Genomic DNA, 15,704 nt, shown 5'->3' on the forward strand with positions numbered 1-15,704 from the left:
ACGTGAGTGTTTTGCTGGAAGTATGTGTGGACAGCCCACAGGGCCTTGCGGCCGCGATCGCCGGCGGTGCCAACCGCATCGAGCTCTGCTCGGCTCTGGAGCTCGGCGGACTGACGCCGGTTGCTGGCCTGATGAAGGCTGCGGCTGCCGCGCCTATTCCTGTCTATGCGATGATCCGGCCGCACGCGGGCCCCTTCGTATTCGATGAGGCTGACGAAGAGGCGATGATGGCCGATATCGATGCCGCGCGCGCTTTTGGGCTCGCCGGGGTTGTCATCGGTGCCAATCGTTTGGACGGTGCGCTGGACGTAGCGCTGATCAGTCGGTTAAAGGCGCGCGCCGAGGGCCTTGGATCGACCCTTCACCGCGCCTTCGATCTCGTGCCTGATGCCGATGCAGCGCTGGAACAGGCGATCGAGCTTGGCTGTGAGCGCATTCTGACGTCCGGCTGCGTGCCGAAAGCGATCGACGGTTTGGAGACGCTGGGCCGTCTCTCCCGCAAGGCGGCCGGCCGCATCTCGATCATGCCCGGCAGCGGTGTGCGTCCCGGCAACGTGGGCGAGATACTGAGGGTTACAGGCGCAAGCGAGGTTCACGCCTCCTGCAGCTCACGGATCGACAGCATCGATCCACGGGCGGTTTCCTTCGGCTTCGAAGCACCGACGACCAACCGGACGGATGCCGACGTCGTCCGGCAAATGCGCGCGGTGATCGACGCGCTTTAGGCGCTGACCTTGACGACCGCCTTGATCAGGCCGCTCTTTTCGTGAGCCCAGCGTGCCAGGTCTCGCGGTGCGTCCGCGAGCGTCGTGCGGTGGGTGATCAATTGCTCGACAGGCACGAGCCCTCTGGCGATCGAATCCGCGACATGCTCGAAATCCACGCGCGTCGCATTGCGGCTGCCGATCACCATCATTTCGCGCTTATGAAACTCCGGATCGGAGAAACGGATGTCGTCTTTGACGACGCTGACCAGGACCAGCGCGCCGCCATGGGCGACGAAGCTGAAGGCCTTCTCCATCGACGGGCCATAGCCGGTGGCATCGAAGACGACGTCAAAACCATTGCCGTCGGTCTTCGCTTTGACAGCTTCGGAGGCGCCTTCGCCGGCAACGATGCCCGAGGAGAAACCAAACCGATCGGCGGCCATCTGCAGTCGTTCCTGACTGGTGTCGAGCAATGTGACCTCATGCCCGGCAATCCGCGAAAAGATCGCCGCGCCCAGCCCGATTGGACCGGCGCCGATAACGAGTGAGCGTGATCCGGCCGGCGCCATGGAACGGCGAACCGCATGGGCGCCGATTGCGAGGAACTCGGTAGTGGCCGCAGCTTCCAGGCTCACGCCCTTTGCAGCATAGAGATTGCCGACGGGGACGCTGATCTCGTCGCAGAACGCTCCATCCGTATGGACGCCCAGCACCTTGATATCGGTGCAGCAATTTGGTTTGCCCTGGCGGCAGGCAACACAGCTACCACACGAAAGATACGGGTTGACGATGACGGGCGTGCCGACCGCCATGGCAACACCGTCACCTGCTTCCAGGACCGTCGCCGAGATCTCGTGCCCCATCACGCGCGGATATTCGAGGAACGGATGCTTGCCCTCGAAGATGTGGTAATCGGTGCCGCAGATACCGACATGGCTGACCGCAAGCCGTACCCAGCCGGTGTTAGGCGTGCCGGGGGAAGGGCGTTCCACGAGTTCGAGGACACCGGGTTCTTGGCAGAGCACTGCTTTCATGATGGTCTCGCATTCCTGAAATGGAAGAAGCCGGCCTCGGGGCCGGCTCCGTATGTCGCTTCCGGCTTACGGATTGCGGCGGCGGCGCAACTGGTCGAAGTAGACAATTACGATGATCAGCAGGCCGGTGATGATACGCTGCCAGAACGAATTGACGTTAAGCAGGTTCGCGCCGTTGTTGATGGTCGCCAGAATGAAGGCGCCGATGAGCGGCCCCTGGACCGAACCGACGGCGCCGAACAGGCTGGTGCCACCGATCACCGAGGAGGCGATCGCCTGCAGTTCCCATCCGTCGGCCTGCGTGGCGTTGCCAATCGCGATACGTGAGGCAAGCAGAACGCCGACAAAGGCAGCAAAGGTCGCGGAAAGAATGTAGGCGAGATAGATGATGCCGTTCACCCGGACGCCCGAGAGGCGCGCCGCTTCGCGGTTCGAACCGACAGCGAAGAGGTAGCGCCCCCAGCGGCTCAGATGCAGGAAGACATAGGACGGGACCGCGACGAGAATGACCATCCAGAACAGGCTCGGCACGCCGAGAAAGTCGGCGCGGGCAAAGTTCGTGAAGGGCTCGTTGACGATGTTGATGGTCGAGCCGTTGGTGATCAAGAGCCCGATACCGCGCAGCGACGTGAGCGTCGCCAGCGTGATGATGAAGGGCGGCAGCCCCATTTTGACGATGCCGAAGCCATGGAACACGCCGATGCCAACGCCGATCAGCAGAGTTATCAGGATGGATGCCCAGACCGGCACGCCGGCCTGCAGCAGCCAGGCAAGGATAACGCTGGTGAAGCCGACGATCGCGCCGACCGAAAGGTCGATGCCGGCTGTGATGATCACGAAGGTCTGGCCGAGCGCCAGGATAGCGGTCATCGCGCCCTGCCGCAGCAGGTTGGAGATATTCAGCGGCGTCCAGAAGCTGGCGGTGACGAAGCCGAGAACGATCCAAAGGAAAGCCAGCAGGCCGATAAGGGTCAGGCCGAAGAGGATGTTCACTTTCCGGCGCGGGGGCGGTGCGGCGATCTCGGTGGGGGTTGCGGTCATTGGTTTTCTCTCCCTCTTGTTCTTTTAGACGCCGATCGCTTCGCTCAGCACTTCTTCATGCGTTGCTGCGTGGAAGTCGTGGCTCGCCACAAGCTGGCCGCGGCGGAATACGTGCAGCCTGTCGGCGAGTTCATAAACTTCAGGCAGATAGGAGGAGATCAGGATGATCCCGGCCCCCTGTTTCAGAAGCTTGGCGAACAGCCGGTAGATTTCCGCCTTGGTGCCAACATCGACGCCCACGGTCGGCTCGTCGAAGATGAAGAGGCGCGCGCCATAGCTCAGCCACTTGCCGATGACGACTTTCTGCTGATTGCCGCCGGACATGGCCGAAACCAGGACGCGCCGGCTGGGTGTCTTGATCGCGAGGTCCCGGATCTGCTGGTCGGCATTCTGCGTTTCCTCGGAGTGGCTGATGACGGGACCCTTGCTCAGCCGCTTGAAGACCGGCAGATTGATGTTGAGCCCGATCGGCAGATTGAGGCAAAGGCCCTGGTCGCGACGGCTCTCCGGCGCAAGCGCGATGCCGAGTTCCATCGCGGCACGTTCGTCCTTGATATCAACCTTCTTGCCCATCCAATGGATTTCACCGGACGTCGTCTTTTCCCGGCCGAAGAGGCCCAGCGCGAATTCGCTGCGCCCCGCGCCGATCAGGCCATAGAGGCCGACAATCTGCCCGGCCTTGACCGAGAGCGAGATATTATCGAAGCCCGGCCCGGAAAGCCCGCGCACGTCGAGGATGGTCTCGCCGATCGGAATCTCTTCCTTGTGATAGATCTGCTCGATCGAGCGGTTGATCATCAAGGCGATCAGCTCGGCCTCGTTCGTCTCGCCGATCGTGCGTGTGCCGACGTGCGTACCGTCACGCAGCACCGAAACGCGATCCGCGAGCTCGAACACCTCTTCCATGCGGTGGCTGATGTAGACGATCGTGACGCCTTCGCCCTGCAGACGGCGGATCAGCTTGAAAAGCTGCGCGGATTCCTGGCGGGTCAGGTAAGCGGTCGGTTCATCGAAAATCAGAAACTGGGTGCCGCGCATTGCGGCGCGTGCCGTCGCAACAAGCTGCTGCTGACCGATTGTCAGGTCGGCGAGCGGTACGCCGGCGGGCAGTCCGAAGCCGAGATCGTCGAGGACGGCCTGTGCCATCTTCTCCATCTCGCGCTTGCGCATCAGACCGTATTGATTGACCTCGTCGCCGAGAAAGAGGTTGGCCGCCACCGTCAGATGCGGACAAAGGACAACTTCCTGATGGACGGCGTTGATGCCGCGCGCGATTGCCTCGTTGGGCGTTGCCAGGGCAACCGGGTGGCCGCACCAGAGGATCTCGCCTGCCGTTCTGGTGATAACGCCAGTCAGCAGCTTGATCAGTGTCGACTTGCCGGCGCCGTTCTCACCGACAATCGCGTGAATCTCACCCGCCAGGAACGTCATCGTCGCCGGCTTCAGCGCCTGGACGTAGCCGTAATTCTTCTGCAATCCCTTGAGTTCGAGGATCGGTGTGCCCGCCGGAATGCGGTTTGCCTCCGTCAGCGTGGCGCTATCATCGTGTCGATGACTGACCTCTTCCAGGCTCATGGGCGTCTCCTCCTCGCGAATTGCCTGCCATCTCCCACCCGCCGTCGGCGCTCTGCGAACGATAACACAGGTGACAGAAAGGCCGCGCGGAGATTCTCCCGCGCGGCCATCGTCAGATGATTACTTGACCTTGGGGTTCAGCAGAGCGTCGATCTTCGGATCGCTCATGTTGGCCTTGGTGACCAGGTTGGCGCCGGTATCGACCTTCTCGTCGACCTTCTCGCCCTTGGATACGGCAAGCGCCGTCTTCACGCCGTCATAGCCCATGCGGTAGGGATCCTGAACAACGAGACCAGCAAGCGAGCCGTCCTTGAGGAAGCCGACCGTCTTGTCGTCGCTGTCGAAGGCGATGACCTTGATCTTGTCACCGAGCTTGTTTTCCGCGATCGCCTGGCCGACGCCCTGTCCGAGGATGAGGTTCGAGGCGAAGACGCCCACAAGGTTCGGATTGGCGGTGATCAGGTCGGTCATCATGTTGAGACCGGTCGTTGCCTGGCCGTCACCGTACTTGTCGGCGATGACCTTGAGGCCGGGATGCTTCGTCTTCACCTGGTCGAGGAAACCTTCGCGGCGCTGCTCGAGCGAGCCGACGCCAGGCAGGTTGGTGAGGATGACGACTTCGCCTTCTTCCTTGCCGGTCATTTCCTTAATGGCTGCTGCAAGGCCGTCGGCTGCAATGCGGCCGCCCTGAACGTTGTCGGTCGTCAGGAACGACTTGAACGCCTTGGAATCGGCAGCCGAGTCGATGCCGATGATCGGAACGGACTTGGCGGCTTCATCGATCGGCTTGCCGAGCGCCTTGAATTCAGTCGGCGAGATGACGATTGCAGCAGGTTTGCCGGCGACGGCGTTCTCAAGAATGCTGATCTGGCCGTTAACGTCGGATTCGGCCTGTGCACCGAGTTCCGGCACGTTGACGCCGAGATCCTTGCCAGCCTTGCGGGCACCGGCCAAAACGATCTGCCAGTAGAAGGACGTCGTGTCCTTGACGATGATCGGGATCGTCACATCAGCCGCGAACGACGTCACCGGCATTGCGGTGGCGATGACAGCGGCGCCCGCAAGAGCCGTGAAGGCTCGGCGGGAGAGAATGGATTTCATGCGCATGTGGTTCTCCTCCAAGGTGCGTTCTCCTCCAAATAAACCGTACCGCGGAACGCAGGCGGACGATTTTTATCGATAAAAAACAGTTACAGCGAGAAGCTAGCCGAGTGAAACTCAAATTGCAAGTGGTGCAATCGCCTCGATGATCGTTTCTTCATTCGTCGCAAGTAATTGTTTTTCCAGTTGTTCAATCGTAGTCTAAAGTTCGGTCAACCGCGATAGACTTCATGCGGGTGAACAACACCTTTCTTCAAGATCAAGTTGCCGTAGAGCCGGAATTCTGTCGTCGCCACGATGTAGGCGGCCAAGCGGGCACGCTCATAAAAGGCGAACCGCTCCAGAGAGGCGATCTTGAAGTCGCCAGCGCGCCTCGAGACGATTTCCTGAAATTCGGCGCAGACGTCGGGCACGGCGGCCGGATCGCCGACCACCTCCATGCGCCAGGCCGTTTCCGGCACGAAGGTATCGAGTGGAAAATGCGTCAGGATTGCCTCGGCCATATCGGTCGCGCTGACGCCGTCGGCGCGGATGACGTCCGGCCCCATCGTGCTCGAAGGGAAGTTGGCGTCGGCAATCACGATGTCGTCGCCGTGTCCCATGCGAGCGATCGCGCGCAGCAGGTCGGGATTGAGGATGGGGTGAATACCTCTCAGCATGGTCGATCCTTAAACACGCACGGCGTCTTCGCCGAGCGGCGGCGCGACGAGCGTCAGAGCGTCGAATTCGGGGAAGATCGAGCCCGGCAGGGCGGGCTCGAAGAGTTCCATATTGCGCTTGAGGCTGGAAGCCTTCGCCGTGCCGATCAGCACGGACGAGACAAGCGGATCGCGAAGCGGAAACTGCAGCGCCGGGGCGGCCAACGGCACGCCATGCTTGACGGCGATCCTCTCCATGCTCGCGACCTTGGCGAGCACCTCCTCTGTTGCCGGCATGTAGTCGAAGTGCGAGCCGGGCACAGGTCCTGTTGCCAGGATGCCGGAATTGAAGACGCCGCCGACGACGAGTGATGTTCCCTTCTTCCGGCAGAGCGGCAGAAGCTCTGCTTCCGCCGACCGGTCGAGCAGGGTGTAACGCCCGGCCATCAGGATGCAATCGATGTCGGCATTGCGCATCACATCGAGGCAGACCGGAACCTCGTTGACGCCGAGCCCGAAGGCCTTGATCGCGCCGGAGGACTTCAGTTGTTCGAGCGCCTTGATGCCGGTATCCAGGAATTGCTTCTGAAGGACGGCGTTTTTCGCCGCGCCATGAGTGTAGCCGCCGAGATCGTGGACATAGAGGATATCGATCCGGTTCAGTCCGAGACGGGCATAGCTGAACTCCACCGAGCGCATGATGCCATCGTAGGAATAGTCGTAGTCGGCATCGAAAGAGAGCGGATCGACGTAGCTGTAGTCGGGAACCATTCCCGTCGGCACCGGTCGTAGCAGTCGACCGACCTTGGTCGAAAGCACCCACTCTTTTTCCGGCTTGTCACGCAGGAAATCGCCAAAGCGACGCTCGGCAAGGCCAAGGCCATACCATGGTGCGACATCGAAGTAGCGAATGCCGCTGTCCCATGTAGCCTCCAGCGTCTCCATGGCCTGCTCGCGCGGGCAGGTCCGATACAGGCCGCCGAGAGCCGCGCCACCGAAGCTAACTTCGGTGACCTCAAGCTCCGTCTGGCCGATCCTCCTCGTCTTCATCATTCCTCCTCGGAAGACTTGATATGCGTGTGATTTAGAGCGTCGCGCCGAGATGCCACGGCACGAACTCATTGTCGCCGTAGCCGAATTCTTCACTCTTCGTCTTCCTGCCTGACGCGGTGTCGATGATCAGATCGAAGATCTCGCGGCCCTTGGCGCTGATCGTGGCGTCGCCTGTGGCAATCGTACCGCAATCGATATCCATGTCCTCTTCCATCGAGGCATAGAGAGCCGAATTGCTGGAAAGCTTGATCGAAGGCGCCGGACGGCAGCCGAAGCAGCTGCCGCGGCCGGTGGTGAAGGCGATCACGTTCGCGCCGCCGGCCACCTGACCGGTTGCGGAGACTGGGTCGTACCCGGGCGTATCCATGAAGACGAGGCCGGACTCAGTGACCCGCTCTGCGTAGCCATAGACGGCGGTCAGCGGCGAACGACCGCCCTTGGCGACGGCTCCGAGCGACTTTTCGAGAATGGTCGTCAGGCCGCCACGCTTGTTGCCCGGCGACGGGTTGTTATCGAGCGATGCGCCGTGCATCGCCACGTACTTCTCCCACCAGGCGATCTTGTCGTCGAGCTTCCTGGCAACCTCGTCGTTGACGGCGCGGCTGCGCAGCAGGTGCTCAGCACCATAGATCTCCGAGGTTTCAGACAGGATTGCCGTGCCGCCGGCAGCCGCCAGAAGATCGGCGGCAACGCCAAGAGCTGGATTGGCGGTGATACCGGAAAAGCCATCCGAGCCGCCGCACTGCAGGCCGATGATGATGTCCCCGATCGGCAGCGCCACTCGCTTTTCCTTGCCGACATCCTGGGCAATCTCGCGCAGCATACCCATGGCGCGCTCAACGGCGCGACGCGAGCCGCCGGCATCCTGGATGTTGAAATGGCGCTTGGAGTTGCCGGCACCGCTCTGGCCGTAGAGGGTGAGCTGGTTGACTTCGCAGCCGAGCCCGATCATCAGCACGCCGCCAAAATTCACATGCCGCGTATAGCCCGCAAGCGTCCGGTGGAGGACCGCCATGCCGTCGCCGGTGGAACTCATGCCACAGCCCTGGTCGTGGACGATTGGCACGAAACCGTCGATGCCGTCGAAATGCGGCAGGATCGTCCGGTTGGCCTCGTCGGCGATCGCCCGACAGACCGTGGTGGAACAGTTCACGCTGGCAATGATGCCGATGTAGTTGCGCGTCGCCGAGCGGCCGTCGGCGCGGCGATATCCCATGAACGTGCGCGCTCGATCTGCAGCGCTTGCCTCCTCGGGCGCGGAGTTGGCGGTCGCAGCCAGACGATCGTTTTCGAAATGCAGATTGTGGCTGTGAATATGGTCGCCGGCCTTGACGTCCGCCGTCGTGCGTCCGATTGCCTGCCCGTATTTGACGACTGGCTGGCCAAGCGGAATATCGGTGAGGGCGATCTTGTGACCGGGGTCGATCTTGTCGCGTGTTAGGATGCCGGCGACCGTCGCGCCGGAGGGGATCGCCGCCGTTGCGACCGCAACGTTGTCGCCGGCAGACAAGATGATCCAGGGGTCTTTGGTCAACATTCTTCTCCCTAGGGAAACACTCGCTGCGTCGGCGAATGCTCATTGATTTTGTTTTTTATCTACAATAAACATTTTCAAGTCAACGGGATTATTGATCCTGTGGACTAGAGAGGCAAACAGCCGCATGCAATCCAAAATAAGATAAGGATTGCTGAGAGATAAGCTTCTGCCACGTTTCGCGCCGCACCTGTGCGGCCGACCGATCCGTGTTGGGAGTAAGAGGGCGGGGCGCGCATGGCAAGGCAGAATACAGTCTTCAAGGAAGCCTACAACCGCTATGCCGCCGCGTTGCGGACGGATGCGGCATTACCGTCGGAGCCCGAAATCGCGGCCCAGCTCGGCATAAGCCGCAGCACTGCGCGCGCCATCCTGGCAAGGCTCAGCGACCTCGGCATCATTCGCTGGAACAAGCGTCAGAAGGTCGTCCTTCGGCAACCAACGGAAGCCGATTTTTTCCCAACGGAAGAGACCGATTCGCTGCATGACATTATCGAGCGCAGCTTTATGCAGCGCATTCTATCGGATGATGCCGCACCCGGCATGCAGATCAACGAGCTGGAACTCGCCCGCGAAATCGGCACCGGCACGACCAGTGTCCGCGAGTTCCTGATCCGCTTTTCGCGGTTCGGCTTGATCGAGAAGCGCCCGAACAGCCACTGGATTCTCAAGGGCTTCACACGCGATTTTGCACTTGAACTCGCAGACGTGCGCGAGATGTTCGAGCTGCATTCGGCGGCGGAATTCGGCAAGCTTCCACCTGAGAGCGATGCGTGGCGCGCGCTGTCGGACATCAAGGCGGATCATCAGGCGATGCTGCGCGACCTCGATACGCGCTACAAGGAGTTTTCCACCCTCGACGAACGCTTCCATCTGCTGATCCACGCAGCCTCGAAGAACCGCTTCATTGCCGACTTCTACGATGCGATCGCGATCATCTTTCACTATCATTACCAGTGGAACAAGGCTTTCGCCCGCGAGCGCAACGAACGCGCGATCCACGAACATCTGGACTATATCGCCGCACTGGAATCACGCGATCAGGCAGCGATCGGTGTCGCCTGCCGCCTGCATCTGCGCTCGGCTCGGCAGACGCTGCTGCAATCGATTCCGCAAACGCCCTCTGATGAGGCGCCGGCGGCGGAGTGATGCGCAAGTCAGGCGGCTTTTTGAGTTGGCTCGAAGGTTTGCCTGGCTCGGAGCATTGTCCACAGGGCGGCGACGCGTCGGCGGGCCAAGGCGATGATGGCCTGAGTGTCATGTTTTCCCTCTCGCCATTTTCGGTGGTAGAAGGCTTTGGAGAGCGGGTCTCTGGTGGAGACGGCGCTGAAGGCACTCTGAAAGAGTGCCCGCTTGAGGGGCCTTGTCGCCGCCAAATGCGCGGCGCCAGTTCCTGAATTTTCCGGATTGGCGGTGACGGGCGTCAGGCCTGCGGCGCTGGCCAGGGCGCCGGCCGAGTGGAATCGCTCGATGGTGCCGATATTGGCGATGAGTTCTGCCGACGACACCGCCCCCATCCCCGGCAGCGAGGGGATGAGCAGCGGCTCCAAGTCGCGGTCGATGCGGACGATCGCCTCGCACGCCTGCAGGGCCACAGCGGCGAGTTCGCGGACGATGCCGGCGAAGCTGGCCTCGCCGGGAACGGCGATGCTCTGGCCCTTGGCGGCTTCTAAGGAGCGTTGGGCCGGTGCCTCGACGGCGTGCAGGTGAGGTGTTCGCTTGAGATGCGCCATGATCCGTTTGATGCCGGCCCGCGCGGCATCTCGTTCTTCTGCTATCTCGGCGATAGCCTCGGCCTTGGCTCAGTGATATCTCGCATTCCGGCACTCCCCCAGCTCGTCGCCAGCCGACGCTAAATCAGATCATCGCTCGGCGAGGGTTATAACCGCGGATGTCTTCGTGGCGGCCGGTGCGTGCGCCTTGCGCAGAAAGCCCGGCGACACATTCCAATGACGCCCGTCATGGCCAATTACCGTTACAGATCTCTTGTTGTAACGGGTCAGCGTCCCTTCGATTGTCCGACCTTGCTGATCTTCGAACGCCACATGGTCGCCGATCGAGAAATTGAGCATAGTCTTGTGCGCGCGCATCTGGTGAAGAAATCGCAGTCGCTCGACAATCCGATTGTTGAGATCGATCAATTCGCCTTCACTTAGCTTATCGATGTCGATTAGCATGGGGTCCTCGCGGGTTCGAGATCACATCACCCTAACGCCAGCCAACCTCAGCACTCAAGGCCGTGCCGTAACTATCACCATGGATTTGATCTGCCCGGAAATTTGCTCGATCACAGCCACGACCCCAGAAGAGCGTGTAGATGCAGCCCATCAGGCCCTGAACATAGCACTGCGAAATGACCTCCTTGATCGAATAGTACAAAATAGCCAGCTGTTCTTCGAACAGCTCATCGTCGATCTGCTGGTGGCAACGGGTCACGGCGGATCGCAGGGACGCAGCGGCTCAGCTTGGTCGGTCTGGGGACGGTGACGTAGACGGCCTGATCAACGAGGATCGTCTTGGCCTGGATCGCATATATGTCCAGGCGAAGCGATATTCACCAAGCACCGCCGTTGGCCGGCCGGAAGTAAATGGTTTCGTTGGCAGTCTGGGTTGGACTGGGCGCTACCAAAGGCGGTGACCGCGAAGATCTTTTCCGCATCGCGCCGTTTCTGGTTGGCATGAACCAACGCATCGACCTCATTGGCAAATCGCCACTTCTCAAGAATGGGCCTGAGTATTTCGTACGGGCCTTCGAACGAGGAGGCGAAGGCATGATGGCGACGGCCGTTCAACAATTGGAACTAGAGAGCCGGGAATTTCGAAGACACTTGCTTCAATTGCGCCATCTGACGCAGGGTGCGCGTGACCGGCGGCTGCAGAATATCTATTTGTGGTTCGCTAGGGCGATCGGTCTCATTGTCGGAATAGTCGCGACGCTTATTGCCGCGCCTTCACTATGACCTTCGGACAAAGACTCCGCTGACGAACGATCCAGTCACATATCCGCATCACATCGGCTTTGCGCCGGAATGGACGCTTGAGCCTCCGAACCACGCCTTGGAGTTGAAGACGGTAAAGAGGATCGATTTTCGGATCGGGCTCGGGTTTGCTGGAACCGGGAAGACCCAACCGCCTCGCGCGACGACATCGTTAACATCGCCCGGTCGCAGGCAAGGCCGGGGCGGTCAGCTCTCAACAATGATTAGCGACGCGACCGCAATGGCGCACCGCGTATAGTCGGCCACATCTCCTTCACGGCGTCATCCTGGGGGCGTAGCTCTCGACTGATCCAGTTAATGACGGTCTATTGTCTCTCATGGAGGACGCCCTGAATAGAAGCCTAACGGCCGGCGCTGCTTACATTTCCAGGCGTTTCAATTGCTATTGCCCCGGAGAAAAAGCTACGAGCGGAACTAACGATTGAAAATAAAGAGATAATGGTGCCGCTTACGTGACTCGAACACGTGACCCCATCATTACGAATGATGTGCTCTACCGACTGAGCTAAAGCGGCAATTTCGGTGGCCGAACGATGCGGCTCGCGATTTGCATGGCGCTGATACAGGCATTGTTTGAAGATTTCAAGCACCCTGTCATCTCTTCGGTAAAAAAGAAGGGTGCTGTGGAAATCTGTGGCCTGCGCTAGAGCGACAGCCGCTTCCGGGCGGCCATATATTCGGCCTCGAGCCGATCGACGAGCTTGCCGACCGGTTCGATTACCTTGATGGCGCCAATGCCTTGTCCACTGCCCCAGATGTCCTTCCAGGCCTTGGCGCCGCCGACGGCCTGTTCGAAATCCATTTTCGAGGGATCAGCGACCGGCAGGTTGTCGGGGTCGAGGCCGACTGCCCGGACCGACGGCTTGAGATAGTTACCATGCACCCCGGTAAAATAGTTGGAATAGACGATGTCGTTCGCCATGCCGTCGACGATCGCCTGCTTGTAGGCGTCAGAGGCGCGGGCTTCCTCGGTGGCGATGAAGGGAGTGCCTACATAGGCCATGTCGGCTCCCATGGCCTGCGCCGCGAGGATGGCGCCGCCATTGGCAATCGCGCCGGCAAGCAGCAGCGGCCCGTCGAACCATTCGCGGATTTCCTGGACAAGCGCAAAGGGCGAAAGCGTGCCGGCATGGCCGCCGGCACCGGCCGCAACGGCGATTAGCCCGTCGGCACCCTTTCGGATGGCCGAGTTGGCGTGACGGTTGTTGATGACATCGTGGAGGACGATCCCGCCGTAGGAATGCACGGCGGCGTTCACCTCCGGCACGGCGCCGAGCGAGGAGATGACGATAGGCACCTTGTATTTGACGCAGAGCCGGAGGTCATGCTCCAGCCGCTTGTTCGACATATGGACGATCTGGTTGACGGCGAACGGGGCAGCCGCGCGTCCAGGGTTTGCAGCGTTGTGAGCGGCGAGATCCTCGGTGATCATGGCAAGCCATTCGTCGAGCTGGCTCTCGGGCCGTGCGTTCAGCGCCGGAAAGGCGCCGACGATCCCGGCCTTACACTGCGCCAGCGTTAGTGCAGGGTGCGAAATGATGAAAAGCGGCGAGGCGACGACCGGCAATCTGAGATTTCGGGTCAGGATCGGGGGTAGGGCCATTGGACACCGTAAGAATTGACGTTTACGAAAACGTCAATGTGATAGCAGAGAGTTTGACGGAGGAAAAGCTCGCTCTATCGATTCCACAAATATGGGCTATTCTTGCAAGGACATAGACGGCCTGCGGCAACCCCCGCGTTATCCCCTGCCGATGCGACCTGTAAGCTGAGCGAGGCTTGCGATTTGCCGTAGCAGCGGTTACCGCATTTACGAAGTGTTAAGTACTGGCCCAGTCTCAAAATAAAGGACCGGACGTGAGCGGACTAGAAACGGCTATCAGAACGGCGCTCAGCAATGCCGATCGCGACAATCCCGAAGTCCGTGCAAAGATTTACCAGTCCGCGCGTCAGGCTCTCGAAGCCGGTCTTCGCAAACAGGACATCACCGACACGGAAGCGGTTGCCTATCACCGCCACCGGCTCGAGACGACGATCCACATGATCGAGGCGGAGGAGCGCGAGCGCCTTCATCCGCGCCAGGGACCGCCGGAAGTTCCCGTTCCGCCCGTGGTGGAAATACAGGAGCCTGCTGGCCATGTGGCAGAGGAAGACGTGGTGAGCGTTTCGATCGGCGGTGAAACCCGCGGGCATTCTGTCACGGACCCGCGCTTTGACGACGAATCCAGCCTCGCCGGCGTACGTGCTGGCAGCGGTGATCATTTGGGCGTCGCGCAGGCTGCTGAGGCGCCGGCAGCGGAGCGAAAGCCGGCCCAGATGAACTTTCGGCCGGAGCGTGCGGCGGTTCGTCGTAAGCCGCGCAAGTTCTTCTCGAGGATGCTTGTCGCCTGCGTGCTTCTGGCCTTCATCGGCATGGGCGCCTGGTGGGTATACTCTTCGGGTCTGCTGAAGAGCGCGGCGGAACGGGATACAAGCGTCGCCAATCCGCCAGCGAGCACCCAGCCGGAAGACTTTGACGGCGCCGCAGGGAACGGTAACGAGGGCGCTGCCACAGGCGACAATGCGGCACCGGTTACGATCGATCCGCAGAACTCGTTTTCTGCTGACTGGATCGAGGTTTTCAAGCCTTCTGACGCGGATAAGATCAAGACCGGTGCGAAATCTGAAATCCAGAAAGTCGCCGAGAACGATGGCCCGGCAGTACGCCTGATCTCGCAGAGCACCGCCAGTGACGGCAACATCAGCATCAGCGTTCCGGCCGATGTCCTGCAGCAACTGGCCGGCAGGTCTTCGACAATTGCAATCACGCTGCAATCGACCTCCGATGAGCCGACCCAGATCACGGTGGAATGCGATTTCCAGTCGCTCGGCGACTGCGCCCGCCATCGATTCACTGTCACCCGGCAGAAGTCTGATGTGCTGCTCCAGGTGCGCTTCGATCGATCGCTGGCACCGAACTCTGCCGGCAATCTTGTGATCAACAGCGACGTCGATGGCAAGGCGCGCGGCATCAACCTCTATGCCGTGCGGATCCTGCCGGGACAGTAAGCTATTTCAGGAAGTCGGGACCTGAGCCGATGATCTTTTCGTCAAGCTTGCCAACCGCGTCCTTGTCCTTGCCGTCGTAATCCATCGTCTTCAGCATGTGACGAATGAGGTTCAGCCGGGCCCGGCGCTTGTCATTGGCATGGATGACGGTCCACGGTGCGTATTTTGTGTGCGTCTCCTTGAGCATCCGATCGCGCTTTTCGCTGTAGTCGTCCCACTTTGTCAGCGCCGCAATATCCATCGATGACAGCTTCCAGATCTTGAGTGGATCGTGGCGGCGATCATGGAAGCGCTTCAGCTGCATTTCCCGACCGATGTCGAGATAGAACTTGAAGAAGAAAATGCCCTCGTGAGCGATGACCCTCTCGAGGAGAGGCGCCTGGTTCAGGAAATCTTCATACTGCTTGGGCGTGCAGAAGCCCATGACGGGCTCGACACCGGCCCGGTTATACCAGGACCGATCGAAGAGCACGAACTCGCCTGCAGTTGGAAATTGGGCGATGTAGCGCTGGAAATACCATTGTCCGGCTTCGCGCTCGGTAGGCTTGGTGAGGGCGACCACGCGGATAAGGCGAGGATTCATGTGCGCCGATGAGGCGGCGATCGCACCACCCTTGCCCGCCGCGTCTCGCCCCTCGAAAAGCGCCATGACGCGCTTGCCGGTGGCCTGCAGCCAGAACTGCACCTTCACGAGCTCGATCTGCAGCTTTTCCAGTTCTTCAAGGTACTCCTCTTCCTTGAGCTTCTTGTTGTAGGGAAAGTCGCCGGATTGCAAAGCTGCTTCGTCGACCCAGTCCGGCAGCACGGGGTTATCGACATCGAAGACACGCTTTTTTCCGCCGATGTCCAGTTCAACGGTTCTGCTTTCGACATCGTCGGCCATGGCGTTCTCCCCGCTCCGAGTTTCGTTGAGCACAGGCGACCATATTTCCCGTTAAAAATCAAACATCTTGCGGATGGCGAAAATTCCTGTG

General features: G+C 60.5%; 16 protein-coding genes, 1 tRNA gene and 1 pseudogene. 6 read left to right on the forward strand and 12 right to left on the reverse strand.

Going from position 1 to position 15,704, the window contains the following annotated elements; translation table 11 throughout:
* The first annotated feature begins 2 nt into the window (after positions 1–2).
* Entirely contained in the window at positions 3–725 is a 723-nt protein-coding gene (locus NBG89_RS00640; RefSeq protein ID WP_431321285.1) for a copper homeostasis protein CutC, read from the forward strand.
* On the opposite strand, the gene NBG89_RS00645 is transcribed toward NBG89_RS00640, so the two are convergent.
* From NBG89_RS00645 to NBG89_RS00675, 7 genes are all read right to left on the reverse strand, one after another.
* On the reverse strand, positions 722–1,741 hold the full coding sequence (locus tag NBG89_RS00645) for a zinc-binding alcohol dehydrogenase family protein (RefSeq protein WP_431321286.1): 1,020 nt from the start codon (positions 1,739–1,741) through the stop codon (positions 722–724). The genes NBG89_RS00640 and NBG89_RS00645 overlap by 4 nt on opposite strands.
* 66 nt (positions 1,742–1,807) lie before the next feature.
* Positions 1,808–2,782: an ABC transporter permease gene (locus tag NBG89_RS00650; RefSeq protein ID WP_088691244.1), complete on the reverse strand. Its 975-nt coding sequence runs from the start codon at positions 2,780–2,782 to the stop codon at positions 1,808–1,810.
* Positions 2,783–2,806: 24 nt separating this feature from the next.
* Positions 2,807–4,357, reverse strand: a complete 1,551-nt coding sequence (locus NBG89_RS00655; RefSeq protein WP_431321287.1) for a sugar ABC transporter ATP-binding protein — start codon at positions 4,355–4,357, stop codon at positions 2,807–2,809.
* A 120-nt stretch (positions 4,358–4,477) separates the two neighbouring features.
* A complete protein-coding gene (locus NBG89_RS00660; RefSeq protein ID WP_431321288.1) occupies positions 4,478–5,464 on the reverse strand; it encodes an ABC transporter substrate-binding protein in 987 nt (328 codons plus the stop codon).
* Between the two features lie 206 nt (positions 5,465–5,670).
* On the reverse strand, positions 5,671–6,117 hold the full coding sequence (locus tag NBG89_RS00665) for an RbsD/FucU family protein (RefSeq protein ID WP_431321289.1): 447 nt from the start codon (positions 6,115–6,117) through the stop codon (positions 5,671–5,673).
* A gap of 9 nt (positions 6,118–6,126) precedes the next feature.
* Positions 6,127–7,146 (reverse strand): aldo/keto reductase, encoded by a 1,020-nt coding sequence (locus tag NBG89_RS00670; RefSeq protein WP_431322745.1) that lies wholly within the window; start codon positions 7,144–7,146, stop codon positions 6,127–6,129.
* Between the two features lie 34 nt (positions 7,147–7,180).
* Positions 7,181–8,683, reverse strand: a complete 1,503-nt coding sequence (locus NBG89_RS00675; protein ID WP_431322746.1) for a UxaA family hydrolase — start codon at positions 8,681–8,683, stop codon at positions 7,181–7,183.
* A 237-nt stretch (positions 8,684–8,920) separates the two neighbouring features.
* Here NBG89_RS00675 and NBG89_RS00680 point away from each other — a divergent pair, with 237 nt between their 5' ends.
* Positions 8,921–9,832 (forward strand): GntR family transcriptional regulator, encoded by a 912-nt coding sequence (locus tag NBG89_RS00680; protein WP_431321290.1) that lies wholly within the window; start codon positions 8,921–8,923, stop codon positions 9,830–9,832.
* Positions 9,833–9,840: 8 nt separating this feature from the next.
* Here the strand turns inward: NBG89_RS00680 and NBG89_RS00685 are convergent, their stop codons facing one another.
* Both NBG89_RS00685 and NBG89_RS00690 read right to left on the reverse strand, forming a co-directional pair.
* Positions 9,841–10,416, reverse strand: coding sequence for a transposase (locus NBG89_RS00685; protein WP_431321291.1), 576 nt, complete (start codon positions 10,414–10,416; stop codon positions 9,841–9,843).
* Between the two features lie 129 nt (positions 10,417–10,545).
* The gene (locus tag NBG89_RS00690) at positions 10,546–10,860 is read right to left on the reverse strand and encodes a hypothetical protein (protein ID WP_431321292.1); all 315 of its coding nucleotides are present in this window, start codon (positions 10,858–10,860) and stop codon (positions 10,546–10,548) included.
* 323 nt (positions 10,861–11,183) lie between these two features.
* Between NBG89_RS00690 and NBG89_RS00695 the strand changes: the two genes are divergently transcribed.
* From NBG89_RS00695 to NBG89_RS00705, 3 genes and pseudogenes are all read left to right on the forward strand, one after another.
* Positions 11,184–11,321 (forward strand): restriction endonuclease, encoded by a 138-nt coding sequence (locus NBG89_RS00695; RefSeq protein WP_431322747.1) that lies wholly within the window; start codon positions 11,184–11,186, stop codon positions 11,319–11,321.
* Positions 11,272–11,643: a DUF6118 family protein gene (locus NBG89_RS00700; protein WP_431321293.1), complete on the forward strand. Its 372-nt coding sequence runs from the start codon at positions 11,272–11,274 to the stop codon at positions 11,641–11,643. The genes NBG89_RS00695 and NBG89_RS00700 overlap by 50 nt, the downstream gene beginning before the upstream one ends.
* A 52-nt stretch (positions 11,644–11,695) precedes the next feature.
* Positions 11,696–11,889: pseudogene (locus tag NBG89_RS00705) on the forward strand (LysR family transcriptional regulator); the annotation flags it as partial.
* Between the two features lie 232 nt (positions 11,890–12,121).
* On the opposite strand, the gene NBG89_RS00710 reads toward NBG89_RS00705, so the two are convergent.
* Both NBG89_RS00710 and NBG89_RS00715 read right to left on the reverse strand, forming a co-directional pair.
* Positions 12,122–12,197, reverse strand: a tRNA-Thr gene (locus tag NBG89_RS00710).
* A 128-nt stretch (positions 12,198–12,325) separates the two neighbouring features.
* The gene (locus NBG89_RS00715; protein ID WP_431321294.1) at positions 12,326–13,285 is read right to left on the reverse strand and encodes an NAD(P)H-dependent flavin oxidoreductase; all 960 of its coding nucleotides are present in this window, start codon (positions 13,283–13,285) and stop codon (positions 12,326–12,328) included.
* 254 nt (positions 13,286–13,539) lie between these two features.
* Here NBG89_RS00715 and NBG89_RS00720 point away from each other — a divergent pair, with 254 nt between their 5' ends.
* On the forward strand, positions 13,540–14,730 hold the full coding sequence (locus NBG89_RS00720; RefSeq protein ID WP_431321295.1) for a hypothetical protein: 1,191 nt from the start codon (positions 13,540–13,542) through the stop codon (positions 14,728–14,730).
* Between the two features lies 1 nt (position 14,731).
* Here NBG89_RS00720 and ppk2 read toward each other — a convergent pair whose 3' ends face one another.
* Positions 14,732–15,613: a polyphosphate kinase 2 gene (gene ppk2, locus NBG89_RS00725; protein ID WP_431321296.1), complete on the reverse strand. Its 882-nt coding sequence runs from the start codon at positions 15,611–15,613 to the stop codon at positions 14,732–14,734.
* Positions 15,614–15,704: the final 91 nt, after the last annotated feature.

The sequence above is a fragment of the Rhizobium sp. YTU87027 genome, assembly GCF_050644135.1.
Lineage (GTDB): Bacteria > Pseudomonadota > Alphaproteobacteria > Rhizobiales > Rhizobiaceae > Rhizobium.

What these genes read in the sequence shown, in the direction of transcription:
- NBG89_RS00715 (WP_431321294.1), bottom strand. Translation starts at nt 13,285, where the DNA reads ATGGCCCTACCCCCGATCCTGACCCGAAATCTCAGATTGCCGGTCGTC.
- NBG89_RS00660 (WP_431321288.1), bottom strand. Translation starts at nt 5,464, where the DNA reads ATGCGCATGAAATCCATTCTCTCCCGCCGAGCCTTCACGGCTCTTGCG.
- ppk2 (WP_431321296.1), bottom strand. Translation starts at nt 15,613, where the DNA reads ATGGCCGACGATGTCGAAAGCAGAACCGTTGAACTGGACATCGGCGGA.
- NBG89_RS00645 (WP_431321286.1), bottom strand. Translation starts at nt 1,741, where the DNA reads ATGAAAGCAGTGCTCTGCCAAGAACCCGGTGTCCTCGAACTCGTGGAA.
- NBG89_RS00665 (WP_431321289.1), bottom strand. Translation starts at nt 6,117, where the DNA reads ATGCTGAGAGGTATTCACCCCATCCTCAATCCCGACCTGCTGCGCGCG.
- NBG89_RS00690 (WP_431321292.1), bottom strand. Translation starts at nt 10,860, where the DNA reads ATGCTAATCGACATCGATAAGCTAAGTGAAGGCGAATTGATCGATCTC.
- NBG89_RS00685 (WP_431321291.1), bottom strand. Translation starts at nt 10,416, where the DNA reads ATGGCGCATCTCAAGCGAACACCTCACCTGCACGCCGTCGAGGCACCG.
- NBG89_RS00655 (WP_431321287.1), bottom strand. Translation starts at nt 4,357, where the DNA reads ATGAGCCTGGAAGAGGTCAGTCATCGACACGATGATAGCGCCACGCTG.
- NBG89_RS00700 (WP_431321293.1), top strand. Translation starts at nt 11,272, where the DNA reads ATGGTTTCGTTGGCAGTCTGGGTTGGACTGGGCGCTACCAAAGGCGGT.
- NBG89_RS00670 (WP_431322745.1), bottom strand. Translation starts at nt 7,146, where the DNA reads ATGAAGACGAGGAGGATCGGCCAGACGGAGCTTGAGGTCACCGAAGTT.
- NBG89_RS00680 (WP_431321290.1), top strand. Translation starts at nt 8,921, where the DNA reads ATGGCAAGGCAGAATACAGTCTTCAAGGAAGCCTACAACCGCTATGCC.
- NBG89_RS00650 (WP_088691244.1), bottom strand. Translation starts at nt 2,782, where the DNA reads ATGACCGCAACCCCCACCGAGATCGCCGCACCGCCCCCGCGCCGGAAA.